Genomic DNA, 24990 nt, shown 5'->3' on the forward strand with positions numbered 1-24990 from the left:
AGCTATCAGCTATCAGCTATCAGCTATCAGCTATCAGCTATCAGCTATCAGCTATCAGCTATCAGCTATCAGCTATCAGCTATCAGCTATCAGCTATCAGCTATCAGCTATCAGCTATCAGCTATCAGCTATCAAAAGCTTAAAAAATCGAAAAATGAATGTAAAGCTACTTCAGTTCATTGACACAAATAACTAAATCCCTATCTCGATCAGCTAAAAACTGACAGCTGACGGCTGAAAGCTGACAGCTCTAAAAAACAAAAAACCCAGCCGAAGCTGGGTTTTTGGTATTCTGATAAACGTAAATATTAACGTTTTGAGAATTGTGGACGCTTACGTGCTTTCTTAAGACCCACTTTCTTACGCTCAACTTTACGTGCATCACGTGTAACGAAACCTGCTTTACGAAGTGTAGGACGTAGAGACTCGTCAAACTCCATAAGTGCACGAGTGATACCGTGACGGATAGCACCAGCTTGACCAGTAGTACCACCACCTGAAACAGTGATGTGTAGGTCAAACTTTTCAGTCATTTCTACGTGCTCTAATGCTTGACGAACAACCATGCGAGCAGTCTCACGACCGAAGTACTCTTCTAGAGAGCGCTTGTTGATTACGATGTTACCAGTGCCTGGGCGTAAGAATACGCGAGCACTTGAACTTTTACGACGACCTGTACCGTAGTATTGATTTGCCATGATAGTGCTCCTTAAATGTCTAGAACCTGAGGCTGTTGTGCAGCATGGTTGTGCTCAGTACCTGAGTAAACTTTAAGTTTACGGTACATTGCGCGGCCTAAAGGACCACGTGGCAACATGCCTTTAACAGCTTTTTCGATGATCATTTCAGGCTTTGCAGCTTGAAGCTTGTCGAAAGTAGTAGACTTAAGACCACCTGGGAAACCAGTATGAGCGTAGTACATTTTGTCTTTTGCTTTATTACCAGTAACAGTAACTTTCTCAGCGTTGATAACGATGATGTAATCACCAGTATCTACGTGAGGAGTGTATTCAGCTTTATGCTTACCGCGTAGGCGACGAGCGATTTCAGTAGCGATGCGACCTAAAGTTTTACCTTCAGCGTCAACTACGTACCAGTCACGTTTTACTGTTTCTGGCTTAGCAACAAACGTTTTCATTTATTAAAATCCAATGTTTTTTAATTAAAACCACAGGTAATTATTATTAATTACCGCTCTAAGTTGAATGCTTTAACCCCTTCGAGTTTAAGACTTTGAGCCATCAATTAGAGGCTAAACTAATATCTGGCAATAGAACGCAACGTGGCAGACGCGGGAGTATACCAGCACTTGAACCACATTGCTATATGATGGTTGTTTTTTATTCGAGAAAATCAGCTATCAGCTATCAGCTATCAGCTATCAGCTATCAGCTATCAGCTATCAGCTATCAGCTATCAAAAGCTTAAAAATCGAAAAATGAATGTAAAGCTACTTCAGTTCATTAACACAAATAACTAAACCACTATCTCGATCAGCTAAAAACTGACGGCTGAAGGCTGACAGCTCACTAAGCTAGATGCTCTTTAGCTAAATACTCTAGCGATTGCATTTCTTGTAGTCGGCTAATACAACGCTTAAATTCAAAATTTAAGTTACCTTCGCTGTATAGCTCGGTAATTGGCTTTTCTGCAGAGATAATCAGCGTTACATGACGCTCATAGAATTCATCCACTAACGCGATAAAACGACGTGCCGCATCATCATTGGCTTGACCTAATGATTTTACGTTAGACAAAATCACCGTGTTATAAAGTCGGCTTATTTCCATGTAATCAACTTGGCTGCGGGCTGTTTCGCATAGCTCACTAAACTCAAACATAGCAATACAGTCAGACACTTTACGGGTTTTGATCATCCGCCCTTCAATTTCAATTTCTTTATCGAGCACACCCGGCTCAGGTGACAACTTATCGAAGTATTCAAATAAATTATCATCAGCTTGCTTATCAAGCGGACTATGGAAAATTTCGGCTTGCTCAAGGGTACGTAAACGATAATCAACCCCCGAGTCTACATTTACGATTTCGGTGTTGGCTTTTACCAGCTCAATTGCTGGTAAGAAACGCGCACGTTGTAAACCATTTCGATACAGCTCATCAGGCACGATGTTTGACGTCGCAACCAGCACAATGCCACGTTCAAATAATGCTTCCATCAAACCACCTAGTAGCATTGCATCAGTGATATCTTGCACAAAAAATTCATCAAAACAGATAATATCTGTCTCTGATTTAAAGATATCTGCAACTACATTTAATGGATTACTGGTATTTTTTAACTTTTTCAGCTCATCATGCACGCGATGCATAAAACGGTGAAAGTGCACACGCATCTTACGATCAGTAGGTAAAGCTTCGTAGAAAGTATCAACTAAATAGGTCTTACCTCTACCTACTCCGCCCCAAAAATACAGCCCTTTTATACTCGGCGTGCTATCTTTAGAGAATAGTTTGGCAAACCACCCCTTCGCGGCCGGTTTGTCTGCCGTTAGGTCATCATAGAGTCTTTGTAAATGGCGCACTGCATTTTCTTGCGCTGCATCATGTACAAAGTCTTCACGTTGTAAATCTTGTTGGTATTTCTGCCAAGGAGTCATAGGTCGTTACAATAAAACACAGTTAAATTTGCACAGTATATTAACACGCATCGTATCTCAGGGTATATTAGCCCGCAGTATGATTTCACAATCAAATTAAGCATATTTTAATAATGATTGGACTATAAATGCTTTTAAAGCATTTGTTTTTGTTATTTTTTCCCAAAGGGGTAGATTTATGGGCACAATTACCTGGATAGGTATTCTAATCATCGTTGCAATTTCAGCATTCTTCATTGGTGCTTTTGTAACCAAAAAACAATTTAAGCAAGACGAACTAGAACAACAAGTCGAGCAAGCTAACAATGCGCTTGAACAATATCGTCAAGATGTAGCTGATCATCTAGCGAGCACAGGTAAGCTAGTATCTAAAATGAAAGATAACTACGACCAGCTACTGAACCATGTAGAAGAAACAAATAAACTACTACTTGCTGATAAAAAACAGCATCCAAATGAGCCTTTCTTTTCTAAAGAAACGACTGAGCAATTACAAAACTCATTACAAGACCGCAGAGGCGATCGTTCAAGTGCCGAAGCTCAGCCAGCTGACTATGTTGTTGGTGAAACGGGCTTGTTCACTGGCTCAGAGAAAGTTTCAGAACATTCTAAAGCCTCTTGATGAACTTTTTTTTGACCCCATAGTCTTTAGATATAACAGCTTTATATCTAAACCAAGAAAAGGGCTGCTTATGCAGCCCTTTTTAGTTTTTGCTTTATCTCTGAAGTGGAGTAAACCCAGACTATGAAAATGAAATTATCTGTTATCAGTGCTGCTATTTTATCTTCTAGCTTATTATTAAGCCCTGCAATTTCAATGGCAAAACTTCCTGTTGCTGTAAATGGTCAACAATTGCCAACCCTCGCACCTATGCTTGAACAGATCACACCGGGTGTGGTGAGTATTCAAGTGTCAGGCTCTAAAGAAGTTCGCCGCCGTGCGACTCCTTTTGATGACTTTTTTGGTGTTCCTCGTGGTGGCAGTCAAAAGCGTGAATTTAGTGGCCTAGGCTCAGGTGTGATCATTGATGCAGACGAAGGTTACGTGGTAACCAATAACCATGTTATCGAAGATGCCGAAAAAATGGTGGTGACCTTAGAAGATGGTCGCGAATATGAAGCAACTAAAATCGGTAGCGACAAAGAATCAGATATTGCCTTATTGCAAATTGATGCTGAGGACTTAACCGCGCTTAAAATTGCCGATTCAGATCAGTTACGTGTAGGTGATTTTGCTGTTGCCATTGGTAATCCATTTGGTTTAAGTCACACAGTAACATCAGGTATCGTCAGTGCCCTTGGCCGTAGCGGTTTAAATATAGAAGGTTATGAAGACTTTATTCAAACCGATGCAGCTATCAACCAAGGTAACTCAGGCGGCGCATTAGTTAACCTTAATGGTGAGCTGATTGGTATCAACACCGCTATCTTAGGTGCATCTGGCGGTAACGTGGGGATTGGCTTTGCAATTCCATCTACCATGATGAAAAACCTTGTTGACCAAATTATCGAACACGGCGAAGTACGTCGCGGTTCGCTAGGTATTTCGGGACGCCCACTTGATGCAGGCCTTGCTAAAGCACAACAACTTGACGTGAAGCAAGGCGCTTACGTTATGCAAGTAATGGATGATACAGCAGCAAGTAAAGCGGGCATCAAAGCCGGTGATGTAATTATTAGCGTCGATGGCACCGAAATTAGTGGCTTCCATGAACTACGCAGTAAAATTGCCACACTTGGTGAAGGCAAAAAAGTAAAACTGGGCATTTACCGAGATGGCAAAGTTAAAACTGTTAATGTCACGCTCGATGGTGCATCAGCCACAACTGCCGCAGGCGAAGAGACACACCCAGCTTTCCAAGGTGCAACATTAGAAAACACTCAGAAGAGTGATGGTAAAGGTGTTGAAGTAACCGGCGTGCAAGCACGCTCTCCTGCTGCTCGCGTTGGCCTTGAAGAAGGTGACGTGATCATGCAAGTTAACCGTCAACGCGTTGAAACAATTCGCGACATGAATAAGATCATCGAAAATACCAAAGGTAACATCGTACTAGGTGTTAAACGCGGTAGAGAGCTTATTTTCGTACTGATCCAGTAAACCTAGTTGATAAATCATGAAAAAATAACAGCGGTGCTTGCCGCTGTTATTTTTTTTGTGCCATCATTAAGGGATTGCTCACTGATAATAAGAATACTGTGCTAAAACTTTTTAAATTTATCCTTCCTCCGCTTTTCACCGGTTTAGGCATTGCCTTTTTAGTGGTGTTATTTAGCCCAAGCCTTCGTAGCACACTGTTACCAGATATGAATTTACCTGCGGCGATATCATCAGAGCACATGAGCTTTGCTGATGCAGTGCAAAAAGCAGCACCTTCGGTTGTTACTATTTTTTCAGAAAGCATTTCCAATCAACCGCGCTATAAACGCCAAAACACCGTTCAAGCTCTTGGTTCTGGTGTGATCATGACCCAAGACGGCTATATTCTTACTAACTACCATGTAATCAAAAATGCCGATCTCATTATCGTTACACTCGCTGATGGCCGTCGTTTTTATGATGTACAAGTGATTGGTTTTGATACTCAAACAGATTTAGCGCTATTAAAGATCAGCGCTGAGCATTTACCAAAAATTCCAGTAAACGATAAATTTAAACCACGTGTAGGTGATGTTGTGTTAGCGATTGGTAACCCGCTTAACTTAGGTCAAACCATTACCCAAGGTATTATCAGTGCGACGGGTAAACAAAATTTAATCGATAGCCCTTACAGCAGCCTGTTACAGATGGATGCTGCGATTAACGTAGGTAACTCAGGTGGCGCGTTAGTCAATTCACGAGGTGACTTAGTCGGTATTACTTCGGCACAATTTAAAACTCATGAGAATCTCGATATTCAGGGTATCTTCTTTGCGGTCCCTTACTCGATTGCCAAAGATGTGATGGATAAGCTAATCAAACATGGCCGTGTAGTACGTGGCTATTTAGGCTTCAGTGGCACAGGCATTGATAGCACAGGCAAAGATGTAAGCGATAGCTTTACACCTGTTGCAGGCATGCGTATTTCTCAACTTGATCCATTTGGACCAGCTTGGAAAGCAGGCATCAGAGAAACTGACATTGTAATCAAGATTGGCGGTATTCCTGTAGCTAACCCACAACAAGTGCTTGAGAAACTGGCGAATACAGAGCCAGGTAAAGAACTTGAATTTGAGATTTACCGCGATGGTAAGGTCTTAAAAGTGATGGTAACTGTTGCAGAACTCGAAGACGATCAGTAGTTACTGAAACAACACAGATATAAAAAAGGCCTAACTGATGTTAGGCCTTTTTTATAAGTATTTAGCGATTAGCTTGAACGGCGCTTGATATTAGCACCCAGCGCACTTAGTTTGTCTTCAATACGCTGATAACCGCGATCTACGTGATAGATGCGGTCAACAATAGTCTCACCTTGAGCAACGATGCCAGTAAGAATTAGACTTGCAGAGGCACGTAAATCAGTTGCCATTACCTGTGCGCCCGATAAGCTTTCGGTATCCCCACAAATTGCTGTATTACCTTCTAAGCGAATGTTTGCGCCCATACGCTGTAACTCAGGCACGTGCATAAAACGGTTTTCGAAAATCGTTTCTGTGATGGTTGCACTGCCCTTCGCTACCACATTTAAAGCTGTAAATTGCGCTTGCATATCGGTAGGGAAACCCGGGTGTGGCATAGTCTTAATGTTAACCGCTTTTAGTTCGCGGCTACGCATATCAAGATAAATGCTGTTATCAGTGACTTCAACCAAGGCATTGGTAGCACGCAACTTTTCAATCACAGGATCAAGACTATGGTGGTCTGTATTTTTACAAAGTACTTCACCGCCAGCCATTGCCGCCGCAACCAAGAAAGTGCCTGTTTCAATGCGATCAGGAAGAATGCTGTATTCACAACCCGATAGTGACTCAACCCCTTCAATTTCGATACGGCTAGTGCCTGCACCGCTGATCTTCGCCCCCATCGCAATTAAGCAATTAGCAAGATCGGTAATTTCCGGTTCGCGAGCTGCATTTTCAAGTACTGTTTTACCGTCAGCCAGCGTTGCTGCCATAAGTAAGTTTTCTGTTGCGCCAACACTGACCATCTCCATAAAGATTTCAGCGCCTTTTAAGCGACCATCAACCTTGGCATTAATGTAACCATTTTCAACCTTGATGATAGCGCCCATGCGCTCAAGACCTTGAATATGGATATCAACTGGGCGAGCACCAATTGCACAACCACCTGGCAGTGATACTTGCGCTTCACCAAAACGGGCAACTAAAGGACCTAATGCAAGTACTGAGGCACGCATTTGCTTTACCAGCTCGTACGGTGCAAGCGTTTTATCAACCGTCGCACCATCAATGATTAGCTTGTCTTGCTGCCACTCGACATTTGCACCCAGTGTTTTTAACAAGGCTTCTGTTGTGCCGATATCGCGTAAACGAGGAACATTACTAAAGGTACTTTTACCCTGCCCTAAAAGCGCAGCAAAAAGAATTGGAAGAGCGGCATTTTTAGCGCCAGAAATAGTGACTTCACCTGCCAGCGAGGTGCCACCTTGAATAACAAATTGATCCATTAGGAGGCCCTGCGACTATTGAGGTAAAATAAATTTTTGTTCGCGTTTCCATTCAGTCGGTGTGAACGCTTTGATAGATACAGCGTGGATTGTACCGTCTGAGATTGTTGACATTAACGGAGCATAAACCAACTGTTGCTTCTTCACGCGAGATAAACCATCAAAACACTCACCAACAGCAATCACTTCGTAGTGGCTACCATTTGCTTTAACAATCACTTCATCTAGTTTTAGTTCGTCGCGTAATAACGTTTCGACTTGGCTTGTTTCCATAAATCTCACTCAAATAGGTTTGTGACCTGACCCAATTGCATTAAATTTTGCAATTGTTCAGGGCTATTTTGCAGTTCAAGGTGAATACCTTGCTGCTTTAATTCTGCGAAAGAGTGAATTAACCAAGCTAAGCCCGCCGTGTCAACCCTAGATAGGCCAGAAAGGTCAAAATACCATGTTTTATGGCTAGAATCTGGCTTGGCGTTCAGAAGGCGTTCACGGCCGATTGAATTTCGAGTCAGTTCGCCACTGACTCGAAACTGGTTATCTTCAAGTTGAGTAATCTCGACTTTACTCATCACCACCATCACCTCTAAATTGCACTGGCAGTTGGCTCTTCTGCTCTAGTAAGTCACTTACATAATCTAGACCATGTTGGCGTAAAATACCTTGTAATTCACTTTGTTTAGCATCAAGCAAACTAATACCTTCTGCAATCATATCGTACGCGCCCCAATCACCACTGCGGTCTTCACGTACTTTAAAGTCGATTCTGATATCAGGTTTACCGGCTTCAACAATCTTAGTTTTAACAACCACCACATCTTGGCCTTTGAAAGGCTGAGGCGGAGCAAACTCAACGCTTTGATTAGTGTATTGAGTAAACACACCTGCGTAAGTAGCAATTAAATACTTTTGAAAAACGTCAATGAAGCGTTGTAACTCTTTAATCGCTTTCGCTTTTTCCTCTTTATCTTCGATAGCACGAACCTTTGACACGTGATTACCTAGTACGCGCAGTGCAGCATACTTGTAGTCAATGTAAGGCATTAGCTCTTCTTGTACGATAACGCGAAGATGCTCTTTGTCTTTCGCAATAAGAGGTTGATCTTTAGTAATACGAGCAAAGGTATTATCTGACACTGTACGAACCATTTTGTAGGGGTCTTTTAAATCAACCTTAGGTTCAGCGGCTTGTGCGTTTAGGCTAAACAGCACAGTAATACATAATAAAAACTTCTTAAACATAATTATTCACCACCCTGGTTGAATAAGAACTGACCGATTAACTCTTCTAAAACAAGCGCTGATTTTGTATCAGTAATGTAGTCACCATCTGCAAGCGCTTTGCTTTCAACACCAAATAGATCATCTAGATCTGTATCATGCTCACTTGCAGTTACATCTTCACCCATACAGCGTTGCTCAGCAGATTCAGGGGCAATAACAGGGTTAATGCCTAAGTACTGCTCACCTAAAATACCTGATGTCAAAATAGAGATTGATGTTGTGTCTGAAAACTTACATAAGTAATTTGCATCAATCGCCATATTAACCACAGGCACAAACTCTTTTGGGTGAATAAAGATTGATTCAACTCGGCCAACAACTACACCACCAACTTTAATCGGCGCACGTGCTTTTAAAGAACCAATGTTTTCAAACTTTGCGTTCAGTTGGTAAGTCTCACCACTACCACTAATGCCGGCATTCGCAACTTTAAATGCTAATAATGCAAATGCAGCGATACCAAGGGCTACAAAAAAGCCAACTAATATTTCTAATTTCCGTGAATTCATCTTTATACCCTAATTAGCTGGTAAACATTACCGCTGTTAAAATAAAGTCAAAACCTAATACTGCCAATGACGAGTGCACAACGGTTTCTGTTGTCGCTTTACTGATCCCCTCTGAAGTAGGAACACAGTCATAGCCTTTATAAAGTGCAATCCAAGTCACAATCATGGCGAATACAAAACTCTTAATCATGCCGTTCACAATATCTTGTTGGAATGACACTTGCGCTTGCATGATTGACCAGAAGCTTCCTGAGTCAACACCAAGCCAATCAACACCCACTAAATGAGCGCCAATAATAGCAACCGCAGAAAATATTAATGCAAGTAACGGCATACTGATAAAACCAGCCCAAAAACGCGGTGCAATAATGCGTTTAAGTGGATCAATCGCCATCATTTCTAAACTTGATAATTGCTCAGTTGCTTTCATTAAACCGATTTCAGCAGTAAGTGCACTACCCGCGCGGCCTGCAAACAGTAACGCTGTTACTACAGGGCCTAACTCCCGTAATAAGCTCAATGCCACTAAAGGCCCTAAGCTATCTTCAGCACCATAGCCTACTAATACGGTGTAACCCTGCAGGGCGAGCACCATACCGATGAATAAGCCTGACACCATAATGATTAAAAGAGATTGCGAGCCCACCATATATAATTGGCGAACAAGTAAAGGCGTGCCTTTTTTGAAGTTCGGCACATTAACGAGTGCACCAAACAGCATCTGAGTAGAACGGCCAAGCGCTGCAAAGCGCCCTAATGTTTTGTGACCTAACTTCTGGAATAGATCAAGCATTATGCACTCCTAGTAATTCATCATCATACGCAGGAGCTGGGAAATGGAATGGTACAGGGCCATCCGATAAACCATTTAAGAACTGTTGTACAAGTTCAGATTCATGGTTTTGCATTTGCTCTGGTGAACCTTCGCCTATCACCCCTTGATCAGCAATAATGATCACGTGATCAGCAATGCTCATCACCTCTGTTACATCATGGGTCACAATCAGTGATGATAAACCTAGCACCTCATTCAGTGATTTTATTAGCTTAACTAACACACCCATAGAGATAGGATCTTGCCCAGCAAATGGTTCATCGTACATGATAAGCTCTGGATCAAGTGCAATTGAACGCGCTAAAGCAGCACGGCGAGCCATACCACCAGAAAGCTCAGACGGCATTAAGTCTTGTGCGCCACGTAAGCCGACAGCTTGTAATTTCATTAAAACGACAAGACGGATTAAATCTTCGCTGAGTTGAGTATGTTCGCGCAAAGGAAAGGCGATATTGTCAAACACTGACATATCGGTAAATAAAGCGCCACTTTGAAACAGCATACTCATTTTGGTGCGGGCAGCATAAAGTTCCTTGCGAGTCATGCCAGGAATGCTGTTGCCTTCAAATAAAATGTCACCAGAATCAGGTTTAAGCTGACCGCCAATTAAGCGCAACATGGTGGTTTTACCAATGCCGCTTGGTCCCATGATAGCGGTAATCTTGCCTTTCGGAATGTTAAAACTCATATTTTTATATATGATTCTATCGCCCCGTGAAAAGGTTACATCCTTGATTTCTACTATTGATTGCGACAAGTCGCTCTCCATAACGTTTTTCACTAGTTTTGCCATTTTAAGGGTTTTTTAGTCAAGATGGAAAAAACAAATCGTAAAATTTTGTAATATTTTCTATCAATAAATTCTAAAGCTAGCTGCAAAGAGCTTAACGACACCTGAAATTTAGTTTCCTTGCTAAGCACGCTTTATGCTCGCCAGCCCATTCTTTTACTTATACTTTCAGGTTCGCTTTTGTTACTATTTGCAGTCATCTGTATAAGTAATGTTGGCGTATCACAATGGTGACTTCTTTTGTCATTTTAATTATTGGTTTTGCTGCACTCGTTTGGAGTGCCGATCGGTTTGTTTATGGGGCGGCTGCACTCGCAAAAAATATGGGGATCCCCACCCTAATCATTGGTTTAACCGTTGTTGCTATGGGCTCATCAGCCCCTGAAATGATGGTATCTGCATCGGCAGCACTTGCTGATAAAACAGATACTGCGGTAGGTAATGCGGTCGGCTCTAACATTACTAACATCTTACTTGTACTTGGTGTCACAGCTTTACTACGCCCTCTTTCAGTATCTTCAATGACACTTAAACGTGAAATGCCGCTGGTCCTGTTAATCTCTGTAGCTGCTTGGTATGTGTTCTCAGATAACTATTTTTCGTTCGCTGAAGGCATTGCCTTGATGATTGCTTTTGCCGTGTTTATTGGTGGCTTAGTTATTGTGTCTCTGCGTGCTAAAAACCAAGATGACCCATTTGTCAGCGAAGCATGTGAAGACGTTCCGAACGATGTAAGCACTAAATCAGCCGTATTTTGGTTAGTCATCGGCATGATTTTATTACCCATTAGTTCACACTTTTTAGTTGAATCAGCCGTTGATATTGCGAAATATTTTGGTCTATCAGACCTTGTAATAGGCTTAACCATTATTGCTATTGGTACCAGCTTACCAGAGCTGGCAGCCTGTATTGCAGGGGTATTAAAAAACGAAGACGATTTAGCGCTTGGGAATATCGTTGGCTCAAACATTTTCAATTTACTCGCCGTATTACCACTTGCGGGTATTATCAACCCATCAGTTATTGACCCTTCTGCGGCAAACCGCGATGCACTTATCATGATTGCAGCAACCGTTGTATTGATTGCCATGTCATTGAACTTTAAAGGTGCTCGTCGTATCAATAGAGTAGAAGGTGGCTTCTTGTTAGTCGCATTTATTGCATATCAGGGCTATATTTTCAGCCAAGTAGGATAATTAATGACACAACCTAGCTTTATCGCGCAGGGTAAGCGCGTACTCGAAATTGAAGCACAAGCTTTACAAGAAATTGAGCAATATATAAATCAAGATTTCGATAACGCTTGCCAATTAATGTTCCAATGTACAGGTCGTATTATTGTGATTGGTATGGGCAAGTCTGGCCACGTTGGTAATAAAATTGCGGCGACCCTTGCAAGTACTGGCACACCGGCATTTTTTGTTCATCCTGGCGAAGCAAGCCATGGTGATTTAGGCATGATCACCCGTGATGATGTGGTGATGTGTATTTCGAACTCAGGCGAAACCAGCGAAGTACTTAGCATTATCCCTGTTATCAAGCGCATTGGCGCAAAGATGATTTCACTCACTGGCAACCCAGACTCAACCATGGCAAAACTGTCTGATGTACATGTGTGCATTAAAGTAAGCCAAGAGGCATGTCCATTAGGCCTTGCGCCAACGGCAAGTACCACAGCGACCTTGGTTATGGGTGATGCAATGGCGGTTGCGTTACTTGAAACCCGTGGTTTCACAGCCGATGATTTTGCACTTTCGCACCCGGGTGGCAGCTTAGGTAAACGTTTATTGCTTACATTAGATGATGTGATGCACGCAGGCGACGCCACGCCAATCGTTAGCGAAACCCAAAGCATTAAAGACGCACTAATCGAAATGTCAGCCAAGGGCCTTGGTATGACCGCGGTGATTGGTGCAGATGAAAAGTTAGCCGGATTATTCACTGATGGTGACTTACGCCGTATTTTAGAGCAGCGCATCGATATCCATAACACGGCAATTAGGCAAGTAATGACCCGTTCATGTACAACTGCTCGCCCTGAGATGCTTGCAGCTGAAGCTTTAAATATTATGGAACGTAAACGTATCAATGGTTTAATTGTGGTAGATCAAAGTAATACGCCAATTGGTGCCCTTAATATGCAAGACCTATTAAAAGCAGGAGTTCTTTAAGCAATGACATTCGCCGAGCTATACCAGCCTCTTAGCCCTGATGTGAGTCAGCGCGCACAAAAAGTAAAATTGCTAATCTGTGATATAGATGGCGTTTTTTCTGATGGCCGAATTTATTTAGGTAATGATGGCGAAGAGCTTAAAGCATTTAATACTAAAGATGGCTTTGGTATTAAAGCGCTCATTAATAGTGGCTTTGAAGTGGCAGTGATTACTGGCCGCCATTCACAAATAGTTCAGCAGCGAATGACTAGCCTAACAGTTCAGCACATTTATCAGGGACAAGAAGATAAGCTGATTGCTTATCAAGAGTTAAAAGATAAACTGGGGCTGACTGATGAACAAATTGCCTATATTGGTGATGATGGTCCAGACTTACCAGTAATGGAAAAAGTAGGGTTTGCTGTTGCTGTAAACGACGCACACCCACTGATTAAAAAGCTGGCTCATTACACCACATTATTACCAGGTGGCTTTGGAGCTGTGCGTGAATTAACTGATTTACTCATGTTAGAAAACGGTAAGCCGTTAACTAGCGATGGAACCAGCGCATGAATATAGCCCGTATTTTACTGAGTATTGTTTTTGTTTGTTGCATGGTGTGGTTATGGTACCCGTACTTTAACCAATCAACAGACACAATAACTAGTGAAGACGAGATCATCGCAACACCTGATTACACCGCAGTGGCGTTAAAGCAAACAGCGTATGACGAGCAAGGCAAAATTAGTCATAAAGTGGCTGCTGCTAAAATGGAGTTGTATCAACAATTAGGGTTTACCTTTTTTGAGCAACCTATTTTTACTATTTATGGCGACCAGCAGGTTTGGCAAGTAAAAGCCAAAGAAGCCACATTGTACGAAAACGATCAGCTGATTTTTGAAGGGGATGTAGTTGCTAAAAACTTAACCCATAACGGCATGATCGAAGATATAAAAGCAGAAAACATTAATGTCGACATTGATAAAATGACCATGTTTTCTAAGCAACCTGTGACACTAACAGGACCGAATTTAAAGATTACCGGTAAAGGCTTAAAAGCCGATTTAAAAACCGAAATTGTTGAGTTAACTAACCATACACGAACCATATACTATGACCAATAAACTGAAGAAATTACTCCTGATCCCAAGCTTATTGATTGCCTTTTCGGGCGCAGCTGCCGAGCAAACAGGCGCTCAAATTAGCATTAGCTCAGATCGCCAAGTAGGTAAACTAAAAGATGGCGTTGGCATATTCGAAGGTAACGTAGAGATCGTGCATGGTAATCGTCGTATTACCGCTGAACGCCTTGAAGCACACGGCGGTGACACCGAAGGTACAGTAGAGTTAATTATTGCCACAGGTAAGCCTGCTTACTTCGAAGAAAAGCAAACTGATGGCACCGTAATGAGCGCTAGCGCAGAAGAAGTACGTTATGATGTTGCAAAACGCTTCTTAACCTTAAATGGTGAAGCTGAAGTTACTCAAGCTGGTCAAAAAGTGACAGCTAAAAGCATTACCTATGATATGGCACAGCAGCTGATCAGTGCTGAAAAAGACGAAAACTCAACAGATCGTGTACACACTATTTTAGTGCCTGTTGAAAATAAAAAAGATAATAAAGGCCAACCATGAGCACATTAAAAGCAGAGCTTTTAGCTAAAAGCTACAAAGGCCGCCAAGTGGTTAAAAATGTCGGTCTTGAAGTTGAAGCTGGCAGTATTGTTGGCTTGCTTGGTCCAAATGGCGCAGGTAAAACAACGACCTTCTATATGATTGTAGGCTTAGTACCTAGCGACAAAGGTAAAATCAGTATTGATGATAACGATATCACCCTTTTACCAATGCATAGCCGTGCGCGTTTAGGTATTGGCTATCTGCCACAAGAATCGTCAATTTTTCGAAAGTTAACGGTTTACCAAAACTTGATGGCCATTTTAGAAACTCGTAAAGATCTAAATAAAACCACCCGCGAAGAAACACTCAATAGCTTACTTGATGAGTTTAGTATTCAACACATTCGTGACAGCCAAGGTATGGCGCTGTCAGGTGGTGAGCGACGCCGTGTAGAAATTGCTCGCGCATTAGCCGCTAATCCTAAATTTATCCTTTTAGATGAGCCTTTTGCTGGTGTTGATCCAATTTCAGTGTTAGATATAAAGAAAATTATTGAGCACCTAAAAAATCGTGGTATCGGTGTACTAATTACTGACCATAATGTTCGAGAAACCCTTGATGTTTGTGAAAAAGCCTACATTGTTTCTCATGGGGAGCTAATTGCATCAGGCACACCTGAGCACGTATTAGCAGACCAAACTGTACGCGATGTATATCTAGGCGAGCAATTCAGGCTGTAACCATTACGCCAGCGACTAGAGCATCTGCTAGACTTATAACAATGACAATAAATCGATAACTGTGTTTATACAGGTATCGATAACTTAAAAAGGATTGTTAGGGATACATGAGGCAATCATTACAGCTGCGCATGGGCCAGCAACTTACAATGACTCCACAACTGCAACAAGCTATTCGTTTGTTGCAGCTCAGTACATTGGATCTCCAGCAAGAAATTCAAGAAGCGCTTGATAGTAATCCCCTACTTGAAGTGGAAGAAGCGGATTACAACGAAGAAAGCACCGGCAAGAATGAGCAAAAAGCGGAGTCTGACGATGTGCAAGTCAGCGCGTCTGCCGAAGAAGCACCTAGCGAGTACGAGCAAGAAAGTAGTGATGCTCTCAATAAAGACACCGTCAGCGATGACTTAGCAATGGATGTTACCTGGGATGAGTACATGAGTGCCGCCCCTTCAACATCGTCAGGGCCAATGCCTGAAGATGAATCTATCTATCAGGGAGCATCAACCGAAACCCTTCACGAATACCTGATGTGGCAATTGCAACTCACGCCATTTAGCCCTACTGATGAAGCGATTGCTGTGGCAATTGTAGAAGCTATCGATGACTCAGGTATTTTAACGGTAAGCTGTGAAGATATCGTCGAAAGCTTTAATCAAAATAACGATGAAGAAGAAATCGAACTTGATGAAGTCGAAGCGGTCTTAAAAAGAATTCAGTTATTTGATCCTGTTGGTATTGGCGCGCGCAGTTTACAAGAATGTCTGTGCATTCAGTTACGCCAATTCGATGCTGATACGCCATATTTAGCTGAAACTAAAATGGTTTTATCTGAGCATATCGAATTATTAGCGAGTCGCGACTATCGAACTTTGATGAAAAAGACTAAGCTTAAAGAAAATGAGCTTAAAGAAGTGATGACGCTTATTCACAGCTTAAATCCTAAGCCTGCGGATAGCATAGTACGCGAAGAATCTGAGTACGTTATACCTGATGTATCAGTAAAAAAAGTAAAAGGCCGCTGGGTAGTCGAGTTAAACCCAGATTGTATGCCAAAGATTAGAGTGAACAGCCAATATGCAGCTATGTCTCGCTCTGTTAAATCAAGTAGCGACAGCCAATTTATTCGCTCTCACTTACAAGAAGCAAAGTGGTTTATTAAGAGCTTAGAAAGCCGTAACGATACGCTATTAAAAGTGACCAACTGTATCGTTCAACAACAACAAGCTTTCTTTGAGCATGGCCCTGAGGCAATGAAGCCGATGGTGCTAAATGATGTTGCTGAAATGGTCGAAATGCATGAATCGACGATTTCACGGGTAACAACGCAAAAATATATGCATACCCCACGGGGTATTTTTGAGTTGAAATATTTCTTCTCAAGCCATGTCAGCACCGAAAATGGTGGTGAGTGTTCTTCTACAGCAATACGCGCTTTAATCAAGAAGTTAGTCGCTGCAGAAAACTCAGCTAAACCATTGAGTGATAGCAAAATTGCAGATATATTGGCTGAGCAAGGAATTAAAGTAGCTAGACGTACAATTGCAAAATATCGTGAGTCTCTAGCAATACCTCCGTCTAATCAGCGTAAAAGTCTGATTTAGACGTTTTACATAGAAGGAAAAATGCTTATGCAACTAAATTTAACTGGTCGTCATGTAGAAATCACAGATTCATTAAGAGACTATGTAAACACCAAGTTTGCAAAACTAGAAAGGCATTTTGACCATATTAATAATGTTCATGTCATTCTAGATGTAGAAAAATTAAGCCAAAAAGCAGAAGCAACTTTACATGTAAACGGAGGCGAATTGTTCGCTTCTACAGAACATCAAGATATGTACGCAGCCATTGACTCACTGATCGATAAACTTGATCGCCAAGTCATTAAACACAAAGAGAAATTAGCTCGACATTAAATTATGAAACTAAGTTCACTTACTAACCAGGACTGCAGCAAAGCTGCGGTCCTTTTTAATAGCAAAAAAAGAATTCTTGAATATATCAGCGAACTGGCCCACCAGCAGCTTCCTCATTTATCGCAACAAGATATCCTAGATGCTTTACTCAACCGAGAAAAACTAGGCAGCACCGGCATTGGCCGAGGTATTGCTATTCCACATGGCCGAATGAGCGGCGCAGATGAGCCTCATGCATTTGTGATAGTGAGTGAATCCCCTATTAATTTTGATGCAATTGATAATCGTCCAGTTGATATTTTTGTGGCACTCATCGTACCAGATGGTGACTGTCAGCTTCACCTAAAGACCTTATCAACAATTGCTGATAGACTTAAAGATAAAGAATTTTGTAAACAGCTGCGTAGTGCTACTACCGATCAGCAACTGTTTCAGGTCATATCAGCAGAGGCATAAATGGAATTAATAATTATCAGCGGTCGCTCAGGCTCAGGTAAATCGGTCGCTTTACGTGTACTTGAAGACTTAGGCTATTATTGCGTTGATAATATTCCGGTTAATTTACTGCCATCGCTCGTACGAAGTGTGTCTGATAACTACGATAAAATAGCGGTCAGCATCGACGTGCGTAACTTACCGAAAGAGCAGCAAGAATTTAATGATATTCTTGAGTACCTGCCAGGTTTCGCAAACCCAACACTATTCTATTTAGACAGTGATGACCAAACTCTGATCAAGCGCTTTTCAGAAACACGCCGCTTGCATCCACTATCTATTGATTCTTTGCCGCTTGATCTGGCTATTAAACAAGAAAAAATCCTGCTTGATGTGTTGATCACTCGCGCTGACTTTATGATTGATACCACTGATCTGAGTGTTCATCAGTTAGCAGAATCAATTCGCGAAAAGATTTTAGGTAAAAAAGATAAAAAGCTGATTATTACTTTTATGTCGTTTGGCTTTAAGCATGGTATTCCAAAAGAAGCTGACTACGTTTTTGATGCACGCTTTTTACCTAACCCACACTGGGAACCTGATTTAAAGCCACTAACAGGCCTTGATCAACCAGTAAAAGATTACCTAGCTAGCCACAGCATAGTGCAAAAGTTCACGTGGCAAATACAAACCTTTGTGCAAACTTGGTTGCCACATTTAGAGCGTAATAACCGCAGTTACCTGACCATTGCTATTGGTTGCACCGGTGGCCAGCATCGCTCTGTTTACTTAGCGCAAACAATTGGTGAGAGCTTTGCCAAAAGCCATGCTAATGTAAAAATTCGCCACCGCGAACAAGACATTTAATTAGGCACCAACAATGCACGCTGAAGATACCTTTTTAATTCAAAATAAACTTGGCTTACATGCTCGTGCTGCTACTGTTTTAGCGCAATTAGCACTGCAATTTGATGCCAAAATTACGCTTTATCAAGATGATAAAGAAGCTGAAGGCGACAGCGTGTTAGCATTAATGCTACTTGAAAGTAGTCAGGGTAAAGAAGTTCGCGTTGTATGCGAAGGCCCTGACGCCGATGCTGCATTAACGGCAATCGGCGAATTAATTGCACAACGCTTCCACGAGCAAGAATAGCATTTGCTAAGACTTCAAGGTTTACGGTAAACTTAATTCGGATATTTAAAATTCCCTTTAAATATCCTACTTTTATATCGCTCGCTTTTCTAAATTACAAAACTCTTAATAAATTTATCGCAGTGCGACGATATCTCTGCAAATACACTACAAAGCAACTATGCTGTATTTGCTTAGCCTATTTAAACTTTTTTCAGTTGTAAGGACGCCAATGCCAGAAGCCTTTGAACAAGATTACCCACTACAACAACTCAAACAAGTGACCAAGTCACTCAATAGTGGTCAATTTGTTCAAGTGCGCGGAATGTTAGCCAAAACGGCACCTTGTGATACAGCCCTTTTACTTGAATCTTCTCCCCATAAAATTCGTCGTATGCTTTGGCAGCTGGTTGATCCAGATGTCCGTGGTGATGTTCTAGAAGAACTCTCTGAAGATGTACGTCTTGGCATTATTGCCCAGATGGAGCCTGAGCACATTGCTGCTGCCACTGAAGATATGGACGACGATGACTTAGGTGAGGTTTTACGTAGTCTTCCTGATACTGTATATCAAGACGTTGTCAGTGCCATGGATTCGCAAGATAGAGAGAGAGCAACTCAAGCACTTTCTTATCAAGAGCGTTCAGCCGGTGCCTTGATGAACAGCGATACGGTTACCATTCGTCCTGACGTTACTCTCGATGTTGTACTGCGCTATTTACGCTTACGAGGTGAGCTACCAGAGGGTACCGATGACTTATATGTAGTTGATAAGCATAACTGCTTTTTAGGCGCGCTTTCATTAACTACATTGCTGACCAGCCCATCAGATAAAATTGTTCGTGATTTAATGGATGAAGACTGTGAGTCAATCCTAATCTCTATGGATGAAAGTGATGTAGCGCAATTGTTTGAACGTCACAACTGGATTTCAGCCCCTGTCGTCGATGATAACGCTCACTTGCTTGGTCGTATTACCATCGATGATATCGTTGACGTAATCCGTGAAGATGCTGAACACAGCATGCTTAGCCTCGCTGGTCTTGACGACGAAGAAGATACCTTTGCGCCAGTGCTAAAAAGTTCGCAGCGTCGCTCTATTTGGCTTGGGGTTAACTTATTAACCGCATTGTTAGCAGCCGTTGTGGCAAGCTTTTTCGAAAACACCTTAGCAATCTTGCCTATTTTAGCGGTACTCAATGGTATCGTCCCTTCAATGGGGGGTGTTGCGGGTAGCCAAACCCTAACTCTGGTTATTCGTGGTATAGCGGTTGGTCATATCAACCAAACCAACCAACGCTTCTTATTACTTAAGGAGCTGGCGATTGGCGCACTGAATGGCATTATTTGGTCGATATTAATTGCTGGTGTGGTTGCCCTATGGCAGTGGGACTTTAAACTCGGCGCAGTGCTGGCCTTTGCAATGTTTATGAATCTTGTTGCCGCTGGTATTGCGGGTGCGAGCATTCCATTAATTCTTAAGAAAATGAAAATAGACCCAGCCCTCGCCGGCAGTGTGGTACTGACAACCGTCACTGATATTGTTGGTATCTTTGCCTTTTTAGGCACCGCAACCTGGTTATTGATCTAATATAAAACGGCCCTTTAAGGGCCGTATTTATATCTTTTACTTTGCGCGCTGCTTATTTTTACCTACTCGAGGTTTGGTATTGGCCTTTTTAAACTGGCTAAAACCGGTGTGACGAGTCAGTGCCGCACGGCCTTTACCGCCCTTTCCTCTAGCAGCTTTCTCGTTACGACCTTCTTCAGGTACCAAACAGTTCGGTCCTTTACCGATTAGATTCGCTTTGCCCATTTTTCTTAGTGCTTCACGGATCATCGGCCAACCAGCAGGATCGTGGTAACGTAAAATCGCTTTGTGTAAGCGACGCTGGCGTGCGCCTTTTGGAACAGGCACTTGCTCAGTATTGTTCTTAATATTGCGCAGCGAGTTCATCTCAGTGTGATAGATCGTGGTTGCATTGGCCATCGGTGATGGATAAAAGTTTTGCACTTGATCAAGCTTAAAGTCATTAGACTTTAACCACAACGCCATGTTCACCATGTCTTCGTCTTTCGTTCCTGGGTGAGCAGAAATAAAATACGGGATCAAATACTGCTTTTTACCCGCTTCTTTTGAGTATTTATCAAATAGCTCTTTAAACTTATCGTAAGCTCCCATGCCCGGCTTCATCATCTTAGACAATGGACCATCTTCAGTATGCTCAGGGGCAATTTTTAAGTACCCGCCTACGTGATGGGTAACCAACTCTTTTACATAGCGAGGGTCTTCTACAGCTAAGTCATAACGTACGCCAGACGCAATCAAAATTTTCTTCACACCTTTTACATCACGGGCTTTTTTATAAAGCTCAATAGTTGGGGTGTGATCCGTGTCCATGTGCTTACAGATATCAGGATAAACACATGATAAACGTCGGCATGTACTCTCTGCTTTTTTACTCTTACAGCGCAACTTGTACATATTCGCTGTCGGTCCACCTAAGTCAGAGATAACCCCAGTAAAGCCCGGTACTCTGTCACGAATTTGCTCAATTTCATCAATAATTGATTGCTCAGAACGGCTTTGAATAATACGTCCTTCGTGCTCTGTAATCGAACAGAAAGAACAGCCACCAAAGCAACCACGCATGATGTTCACCGAGGTTTTAATCATTTCATAGGCTGGGATTTTTTCATCGCCGTAGCTTGGGTGCGGAATACGCTGATATGGCAAACCAAATACGCCATCCATTTCTTCAGTTTCAAGCGGAAATGCAGGCGGGTTAACCCAAATAGAACGGTCTCCATGGCGTTGAAATAACGCACGTGCACAACCTGGGTTTGTTTCTTGGTGCAAAATACGCGAGGCATGGGCATAAAGCGGTTTATTTACGCTTACTTGCTCATACGCTGGTAGCTTAACGTAGGTCTTTTCCCAAGGCTTAGGACGAGCTGGCTGGATAGTGATTGGCTTAGCCGCCTCGGCACTTAAATCAATACCTGCTTTTTTAAATTCAGATTTACTACAACCCACATCATCTGCGCCATACGGGTTTGGAATTGGATCAATCTTACCGATTTTATCAATTGCAGTTGAGTCACTACCACGCCAACCCGGTAATGGTTCTTTACGAATAACCGCAGTACCACGAATATCTTGAATTGTCTCAACCGACTCACCCGCAGCAATACGGTGGGCAACTTCAACAAGTGGGCGCTCAGCATTACCGTAAATTAGAATGTCAGCTTTGGCATCAAACAATACGCTACGGCGTACTTTTTCTTGCCAATAATCATAATGAGCAATACGGCGTAAACTCGCCTCAATACCACCAATGATCAGCGGCACATCTTTATAAGCTTCGCGACAGCGTTGGCTGTATACAACTACCGCACGGTCAGGACGTTTACCGCCTATGTTACCCGGCGTATAAGCATCATCATGACGCATACGCTTTTCAGCAGTATAACGGTTGATCATCGAGTCCATATTACCCGCTGTAACACCAAAGAATAAGTTAGGCTTACCTAACGCCATAAAGGCATCTTTTGAGTTCCAATCAGGCTGTGCAATTATACCCACACGAAAACCCTGTGACTCAAGCATACGCCCTATCACAGCCATACCGAAACTAGGGTGATCTACATACGCATCACCACTGACAATGATCACGTCACAGCTATCCCAGCCTAACGCGTCCATTTCTGCACGAGTGGTTGGTAAAAATGGCGCCGTGCCATAGCATTCAGCCCAATACTTAGGGTAAGAAAACAGGCCTCGCTCGGCTTTTAATGCGCTCATAAAGTGTACTCTGCTAACAAAAGGGGCGAATTATACCCCACTCTTATGGATTATTATAGAAAACAAAACGCCCTTCACATGGGAGGGCGCTGTTTAATTAATATGCTTTTGTTGAAACTTTCTATTGTTTAGCTTGCAGGTAGGTAATTAACTCTTTTTCTGGCATAGGCTTAGCATACATGAAGCCTTGCACTTCATCACAGCCAAGCTGGGCTAAATAATCTGCTTGCGCTTGTGTCTCGACGCCTTCTGCTATGGTTTTTAAGCCTAACCTTGCACCAAGAGAAATAATTAACGCAGCAATCGCCTGACAATCTTGACCTGGTAAGTCTTTGATAAAAGCGCGATCAATTTTAAGTCTGTCTAATGGCAGTTTTTGCAAGTAACTTAACGATGAGAACCCTGTACCAAAGTCGTCAATCGCAATCTCAATACCAAACTCTTTAAGCTCTTTTAATGTGGTGATCACATTAGCTAGCTCATCCATTACCACGCTTTCGGTCACTTCGAGTTCAATAAACTGCGGCTTTACATCGTACTTAATTAAAGTGTCTTTAACCTGCTGCGCATAGCCTTTAACTTTAAATTGCGGCACTGAAACATTTACAGCAATGCTAATTGCAAAGCCCATTGCTTCGAGGCGCTTTTGCTGCATACATGCTTGCTCTAGCACCCATTGCCCTATTTCAACAATTAAACCGGCATCTTCTGCCATAGGAACGAAAATCGCCGGCGAAATATACTGACCATTACCTGACGGCCAACGCAGTAGCGCTTCACAGCCAATGATTTCAAGGGTGTTTAAATCAAGTTGTGGCTGAAACCAAACCTCTAATTTACGCTGCTCAAAATCTTGGCGAAGCTGTCTGATGATCCCTAAACGCCAAGCCATTTTCTCTTCCATGTCTGGGGTATACGTCACCACCATTTCAGAAGATTGTTTTTTAGCTTGGTTAAGTGCAATGTAGCCCAGCTTTAAGGTCTCGATCCCTGCTTGTAAGAAATCACTTTGATAACATAAACCAATTTTAAAGTTGATTGGTAAAATGTGTTCACCGGCATTAAACGGCAAACTTAAATGCTCGCGTAGTAGCTCAACATCACATTCACCAACGGGTAACAGTAAGCCAAACACATCTGCACCAATGCGCGAGAGCAGCTTTGCATTTGGGTATTCTTGATGCAGTCTATCAACAATGGCATTTAGTAATAAGTTACCAATCTCTTGGCCTAAGCCATTATTAATATCTGAGAATTGCGCAACATCAATTAATAAAAAGACATAATCACTTTTACCCGGCTGGTAGTAACGCTCCACTTTATTCATGAAATCGTTACGATTCGATAAGCCAGTTAAAACATCTTTATAAGCTGCATCACGTAAACGGTTGAACAACCTAACATTATCAAGACCAACACTGACATTAGTTAAAAATATCTCTGCAAATTGTAGTTGCGAAGGACTTGGTGTGTGCTCGGTTTCTAAGTAAATAGCTGCTTGGCGGTTTTTGCTTTTTAATAAGTACGTACTATCTACATCGGTGTGCTGATGCTCACCTTGGGCTAGGCAGTTGTTAACTTGCATGATAATACGGCCATCATCAAGCTGCTCAATACCCTGGCCAATAAACTCATTATATTCAGCACAACCACCTAAAACATAAACCTGATTGTCATCTTCAATAGAACCACACAGTAAACCTTGCGGTTCGCAATCTAAAATAATTGAGAGCTGCTTAATCACTGCCATTGAAAAGGCTTTGATATCAGTAAAGCCAAGAATAGCCTTAGATGCATACAAAATATTATTTAACGCGCGGCTTTGAAATTCGAGCTGACATACTTGCTCATAAGAGCGAATAGCAGTAACCAGGGCGGTGATAAGTTTACTACGTGTAAGTTCTGTTTTTGTTTTGTAGTCGTTGATATCGTATTCGCGGATCACTTTTTCTTCAGGTGCATAGCCTGGTTGCCCGGTACGTAAAATAATGCGCACATTGTGATTATTAAGGCATTCTCTAACCTGCTTTACAACTTGCAAACCAGCATCATCTGACTCCATAACCACATCAAGAAGAATTACCGAAATCGAATGGTCATTTTTAAGTAGTTCGAGCGCTTCTGCACCTGAGTAGGCATGATGGAATCGCAGCCCTTTATCCCAAAACTCAACGCCTGAAAGAGCAAGCTTAGTAACTGAATGTATTTCTGGATCATCATCGACAATTAATACGTCCCAAAAATCAGAGACAGTTTCATCCACTAACTGTTCGTCATCTTGGTCACTAAACAAAAAGTCGTTACTCTCTGATGCCATTAATAATTCCTTAGAGTGATCCCCGTAATACTGTAACTATGGCGCCACTCCATTTTACAGCGATGCTCAAAATTCTATCACTTATTTAACTATGATACATTAGTGATAGCTTATATAGTATCAAACAGATTATAGTCTATGTTACGTATAATGTTATGAAAGTTATAAAACAATTGCCTGAGGTGAGATTATTAAAATACTCATTTTTACCCTAAAAGCGATTTTTATC

27 protein-coding genes are annotated in these 24990 nt (G+C 42.0%); 15 read left to right on the forward strand and 12 right to left on the reverse strand.

Translation table 11 applies throughout. From position 1 onward, the window contains the following. Positions 1–308: 308 nt before the first annotated feature. The 3 genes from rpsI to zapE form a co-directional block, all read right to left on the reverse strand. On the reverse strand, positions 309–701 hold the full coding sequence (gene rpsI / locus WA256_RS19235) for a 30S ribosomal protein S9 (protein WP_095209788.1): 393 nt from the start codon (positions 699–701) through the stop codon (positions 309–311). A gap of 8 nt (positions 702–709) precedes the next feature. After that, positions 710–1138 carry a 50S ribosomal protein L13 gene (gene rplM, locus WA256_RS19240; RefSeq protein WP_054561088.1) on the reverse strand — a complete coding sequence of 143 codons (429 nt, stop codon included), beginning with the start codon at positions 1136–1138 and terminating at the stop codon, positions 710–712. 391 nt (positions 1139–1529) lie between these two features. Continuing rightward, positions 1530–2618 (reverse strand): cell division protein ZapE, encoded by a 1089-nt coding sequence (gene zapE, locus WA256_RS19245; RefSeq protein ID WP_054561089.1) that lies wholly within the window; start codon positions 2616–2618, stop codon positions 1530–1532. Between the two features lie 178 nt (positions 2619–2796). Between zapE and WA256_RS19250 the strand changes: the two genes are divergently transcribed. The 3 genes from WA256_RS19250 to WA256_RS19260 all read left to right on the forward strand — a co-directional run bounded on the left by WA256_RS19250 (position 2797) and on the right by WA256_RS19260 (position 5897). Next, positions 2797–3240 (forward strand): YhcB family protein, encoded by a 444-nt coding sequence (locus WA256_RS19250; RefSeq protein WP_055020791.1) that lies wholly within the window; start codon positions 2797–2799, stop codon positions 3238–3240. Positions 3241–3363: 123 nt separating this feature from the next. After that, positions 3364–4716, forward strand: coding sequence for a Do family serine endopeptidase (locus WA256_RS19255; RefSeq protein ID WP_054561091.1), 1353 nt, complete (start codon positions 3364–3366; stop codon positions 4714–4716). A gap of 98 nt (positions 4717–4814) precedes the next feature. Further along, positions 4815–5897 (forward strand): trypsin-like peptidase domain-containing protein, encoded by a 1083-nt coding sequence (locus tag WA256_RS19260; RefSeq protein ID WP_058585926.1) that lies wholly within the window; start codon positions 4815–4817, stop codon positions 5895–5897. Positions 5898–5965: 68 nt separating this feature from the next. Here WA256_RS19260 and murA read toward each other — a convergent pair whose 3' ends face one another. From murA to WA256_RS19295, 7 genes are read right to left on the reverse strand one after another with little or no spacing between them, the layout of a single operon-like run. After that, complete coding sequence (gene murA, locus WA256_RS19265; protein WP_063530163.1) at positions 5966–7225, reverse strand: UDP-N-acetylglucosamine 1-carboxyvinyltransferase; 1260 nt, start codon at positions 7223–7225, stop codon at positions 5966–5968. Positions 7226–7240: 15 nt separating this feature from the next. Next, positions 7241–7498, reverse strand: coding sequence for a BolA family protein (locus WA256_RS19270; RefSeq protein WP_054554171.1), 258 nt, complete (start codon positions 7496–7498; stop codon positions 7241–7243). A gap of 5 nt (positions 7499–7503) precedes the next feature. Beyond that, a complete protein-coding gene (locus WA256_RS19275; protein WP_054561094.1) occupies positions 7504–7797 on the reverse strand; it encodes an STAS domain-containing protein in 294 nt (97 codons plus the stop codon). Continuing rightward, positions 7790–8467 (reverse strand): MlaC/ttg2D family ABC transporter substrate-binding protein, encoded by a 678-nt coding sequence (locus WA256_RS19280; protein WP_335992971.1) that lies wholly within the window; start codon positions 8465–8467, stop codon positions 7790–7792. Before WA256_RS19280 ends, WA256_RS19275 begins: the two co-directional genes overlap by 8 nt. Before the next feature lie 2 nt (positions 8468–8469). After that, entirely contained in the window at positions 8470–9018 is a 549-nt protein-coding gene (gene mlaD / locus WA256_RS19285) for an outer membrane lipid asymmetry maintenance protein MlaD (protein WP_054561096.1), read from the reverse strand. A 13-nt stretch (positions 9019–9031) separates the two neighbouring features. After that, positions 9032–9811, reverse strand: coding sequence for a lipid asymmetry maintenance ABC transporter permease subunit MlaE (gene mlaE, locus WA256_RS19290; protein WP_054554167.1), 780 nt, complete (start codon positions 9809–9811; stop codon positions 9032–9034). Then, positions 9804–10622, reverse strand: coding sequence for an ATP-binding cassette domain-containing protein (locus WA256_RS19295; protein ID WP_082401555.1), 819 nt, complete (start codon positions 10620–10622; stop codon positions 9804–9806). Before WA256_RS19295 ends, mlaE begins: the two co-directional genes overlap by 8 nt. A gap of 248 nt (positions 10623–10870) precedes the next feature. On the opposite strand from WA256_RS19295, the gene WA256_RS19300 reads away from it, so the two are divergent. The 12 genes from WA256_RS19300 (at position 10871) to mgtE (ending at position 20230) form a co-directional block, all read left to right on the forward strand. Next, positions 10871–11839 (forward strand): calcium/sodium antiporter, encoded by a 969-nt coding sequence (locus WA256_RS19300; RefSeq protein ID WP_062566528.1) that lies wholly within the window; start codon positions 10871–10873, stop codon positions 11837–11839. A 3-nt stretch (positions 11840–11842) separates the two neighbouring features. Beyond that, the gene (locus WA256_RS19305; RefSeq protein ID WP_335992975.1) at positions 11843–12814 is read left to right on the forward strand and encodes a KpsF/GutQ family sugar-phosphate isomerase; all 972 of its coding nucleotides are present in this window, start codon (positions 11843–11845) and stop codon (positions 12812–12814) included. 3 nt (positions 12815–12817) lie between these two features. Further along, a complete protein-coding gene (gene kdsC / locus WA256_RS19310) occupies positions 12818–13369 on the forward strand; it encodes a 3-deoxy-manno-octulosonate-8-phosphatase KdsC (RefSeq protein ID WP_054561100.1) in 552 nt (183 codons plus the stop codon). Continuing rightward, positions 13366–13920 (forward strand): LPS export ABC transporter periplasmic protein LptC, encoded by a 555-nt coding sequence (lptC, locus tag WA256_RS19315; protein WP_062566531.1) that lies wholly within the window; start codon positions 13366–13368, stop codon positions 13918–13920. Before kdsC ends, lptC begins: the two co-directional genes overlap by 4 nt. Then, entirely contained in the window at positions 13910–14431 is a 522-nt protein-coding gene (lptA, locus tag WA256_RS19320; RefSeq protein ID WP_054561102.1) for a lipopolysaccharide transport periplasmic protein LptA, read from the forward strand. Before lptC ends, lptA begins: the two co-directional genes overlap by 11 nt. Continuing rightward, positions 14428–15153 carry an LPS export ABC transporter ATP-binding protein gene (gene lptB, locus WA256_RS19325; protein ID WP_062566533.1) on the forward strand — a complete coding sequence of 242 codons (726 nt, stop codon included), beginning with the start codon at positions 14428–14430 and terminating at the stop codon, positions 15151–15153. Before lptA ends, lptB begins: the two co-directional genes overlap by 4 nt. Positions 15154–15260: 107 nt before the next feature. Continuing rightward, on the forward strand, positions 15261–16757 hold the full coding sequence (locus tag WA256_RS19330) for an RNA polymerase factor sigma-54 (RefSeq protein WP_054561104.1): 1497 nt from the start codon (positions 15261–15263) through the stop codon (positions 16755–16757). Between the two features lie 27 nt (positions 16758–16784). Beyond that, positions 16785–17072: a ribosome hibernation promoting factor gene (gene hpf, locus WA256_RS19335; RefSeq protein ID WP_036971325.1), complete on the forward strand. Its 288-nt coding sequence runs from the start codon at positions 16785–16787 to the stop codon at positions 17070–17072. 3 nt (positions 17073–17075) lie between these two features. After that, complete coding sequence (gene ptsN / locus WA256_RS19340) at positions 17076–17528, forward strand: PTS IIA-like nitrogen regulatory protein PtsN (protein ID WP_054561106.1); 453 nt, start codon at positions 17076–17078, stop codon at positions 17526–17528. After that, positions 17529–18374 (forward strand): RNase adapter RapZ, encoded by an 846-nt coding sequence (rapZ, locus tag WA256_RS19345; protein WP_054561107.1) that lies wholly within the window; start codon positions 17529–17531, stop codon positions 18372–18374. Between the two features lie 13 nt (positions 18375–18387). Continuing rightward, the gene (locus WA256_RS19350; RefSeq protein ID WP_054561108.1) at positions 18388–18660 is read left to right on the forward strand and encodes an HPr family phosphocarrier protein; all 273 of its coding nucleotides are present in this window, start codon (positions 18388–18390) and stop codon (positions 18658–18660) included. Positions 18661–18871: 211 nt separating this feature from the next. Then, on the forward strand, positions 18872–20230 hold the full coding sequence (gene mgtE, locus WA256_RS19355; protein ID WP_335992982.1) for a magnesium transporter: 1359 nt from the start codon (positions 18872–18874) through the stop codon (positions 20228–20230). Between the two features lie 36 nt (positions 20231–20266). Here the strand turns inward: mgtE and WA256_RS19360 are convergent, their stop codons facing one another. Continuing rightward, positions 20267–22444 (reverse strand): YgiQ family radical SAM protein, encoded by a 2178-nt coding sequence (locus WA256_RS19360; RefSeq protein ID WP_054561110.1) that lies wholly within the window; start codon positions 22442–22444, stop codon positions 20267–20269. Positions 22445–22565: 121 nt separating this feature from the next. Continuing rightward, positions 22566–24761 (reverse strand): bifunctional diguanylate cyclase/phosphodiesterase, encoded by a 2196-nt coding sequence (locus tag WA256_RS19365; protein WP_335992984.1) that lies wholly within the window; start codon positions 24759–24761, stop codon positions 22566–22568. Between the last annotated feature and the right edge of the window lie 229 nt (positions 24762–24990).

Source organism: Pseudoalteromonas sp. CH_XMU1449-3 (assembly GCF_037027245.1).
Classification (GTDB): domain Bacteria; phylum Pseudomonadota; class Gammaproteobacteria; order Enterobacterales; family Alteromonadaceae; genus Pseudoalteromonas; species Pseudoalteromonas shioyasakiensis.

Coding starts and splice junctions, on each gene's coding strand:
- zapE (WP_054561089.1), bottom strand. CDS start 2,618: ATGACTCCTTGGCAGAAATACCAACAAGATTTACAACGTGAAGACTTT.
- lptA (WP_054561102.1), top strand. CDS start 13,910: ATGACCAATAAACTGAAGAAATTACTCCTGATCCCAAGCTTATTGATT.
- mlaD (WP_054561096.1), bottom strand. CDS start 9,018: ATGAATTCACGGAAATTAGAAATATTAGTTGGCTTTTTTGTAGCCCTT.
- WA256_RS19255 (WP_054561091.1), top strand. CDS start 3,364: ATGAAAATGAAATTATCTGTTATCAGTGCTGCTATTTTATCTTCTAGC.
- WA256_RS19275 (WP_054561094.1), bottom strand. CDS start 7,797: ATGAGTAAAGTCGAGATTACTCAACTTGAAGATAACCAGTTTCGAGTC.
- WA256_RS19305 (WP_335992975.1), top strand. CDS start 11,843: ATGACACAACCTAGCTTTATCGCGCAGGGTAAGCGCGTACTCGAAATT.
- hpf (WP_036971325.1), top strand. CDS start 16,785: ATGCAACTAAATTTAACTGGTCGTCATGTAGAAATCACAGATTCATTA.
- lptB (WP_062566533.1), top strand. CDS start 14,428: ATGAGCACATTAAAAGCAGAGCTTTTAGCTAAAAGCTACAAAGGCCGC.
- WA256_RS19360 (WP_054561110.1), bottom strand. CDS start 22,444: ATGAGCGCATTAAAAGCCGAGCGAGGCCTGTTTTCTTACCCTAAGTAT.
- WA256_RS19330 (WP_054561104.1), top strand. CDS start 15,261: ATGAGGCAATCATTACAGCTGCGCATGGGCCAGCAACTTACAATGACT.
- rapZ (WP_054561107.1), top strand. CDS start 17,529: ATGGAATTAATAATTATCAGCGGTCGCTCAGGCTCAGGTAAATCGGTC.
- rplM (WP_054561088.1), bottom strand. CDS start 1,138: ATGAAAACGTTTGTTGCTAAGCCAGAAACAGTAAAACGTGACTGGTAC.
- WA256_RS19350 (WP_054561108.1), top strand. CDS start 18,388: ATGCACGCTGAAGATACCTTTTTAATTCAAAATAAACTTGGCTTACAT.
- WA256_RS19300 (WP_062566528.1), top strand. CDS start 10,871: ATGGTGACTTCTTTTGTCATTTTAATTATTGGTTTTGCTGCACTCGTT.
- kdsC (WP_054561100.1), top strand. CDS start 12,818: ATGACATTCGCCGAGCTATACCAGCCTCTTAGCCCTGATGTGAGTCAG.
- WA256_RS19280 (WP_335992971.1), bottom strand. CDS start 8,467: ATGTTTAAGAAGTTTTTATTATGTATTACTGTGCTGTTTAGCCTAAAC.
- lptC (WP_062566531.1), top strand. CDS start 13,366: ATGAATATAGCCCGTATTTTACTGAGTATTGTTTTTGTTTGTTGCATG.
- ptsN (WP_054561106.1), top strand. CDS start 17,076: ATGAAACTAAGTTCACTTACTAACCAGGACTGCAGCAAAGCTGCGGTC.
- mgtE (WP_335992982.1), top strand. CDS start 18,872: ATGCCAGAAGCCTTTGAACAAGATTACCCACTACAACAACTCAAACAA.
- mlaE (WP_054554167.1), bottom strand. CDS start 9,811: ATGCTTGATCTATTCCAGAAGTTAGGTCACAAAACATTAGGGCGCTTT.
- murA (WP_063530163.1), bottom strand. CDS start 7,225: ATGGATCAATTTGTTATTCAAGGTGGCACCTCGCTGGCAGGTGAAGTC.
- WA256_RS19295 (WP_082401555.1), bottom strand. CDS start 10,622: ATGGAGAGCGACTTGTCGCAATCAATAGTAGAAATCAAGGATGTAACC.
- WA256_RS19270 (WP_054554171.1), bottom strand. CDS start 7,498: ATGGAAACAAGCCAAGTCGAAACGTTATTACGCGACGAACTAAAACTA.
- WA256_RS19365 (WP_335992984.1), bottom strand. CDS start 24,761: ATGGCATCAGAGAGTAACGACTTTTTGTTTAGTGACCAAGATGACGAA.
- WA256_RS19250 (WP_055020791.1), top strand. CDS start 2,797: ATGGGCACAATTACCTGGATAGGTATTCTAATCATCGTTGCAATTTCA.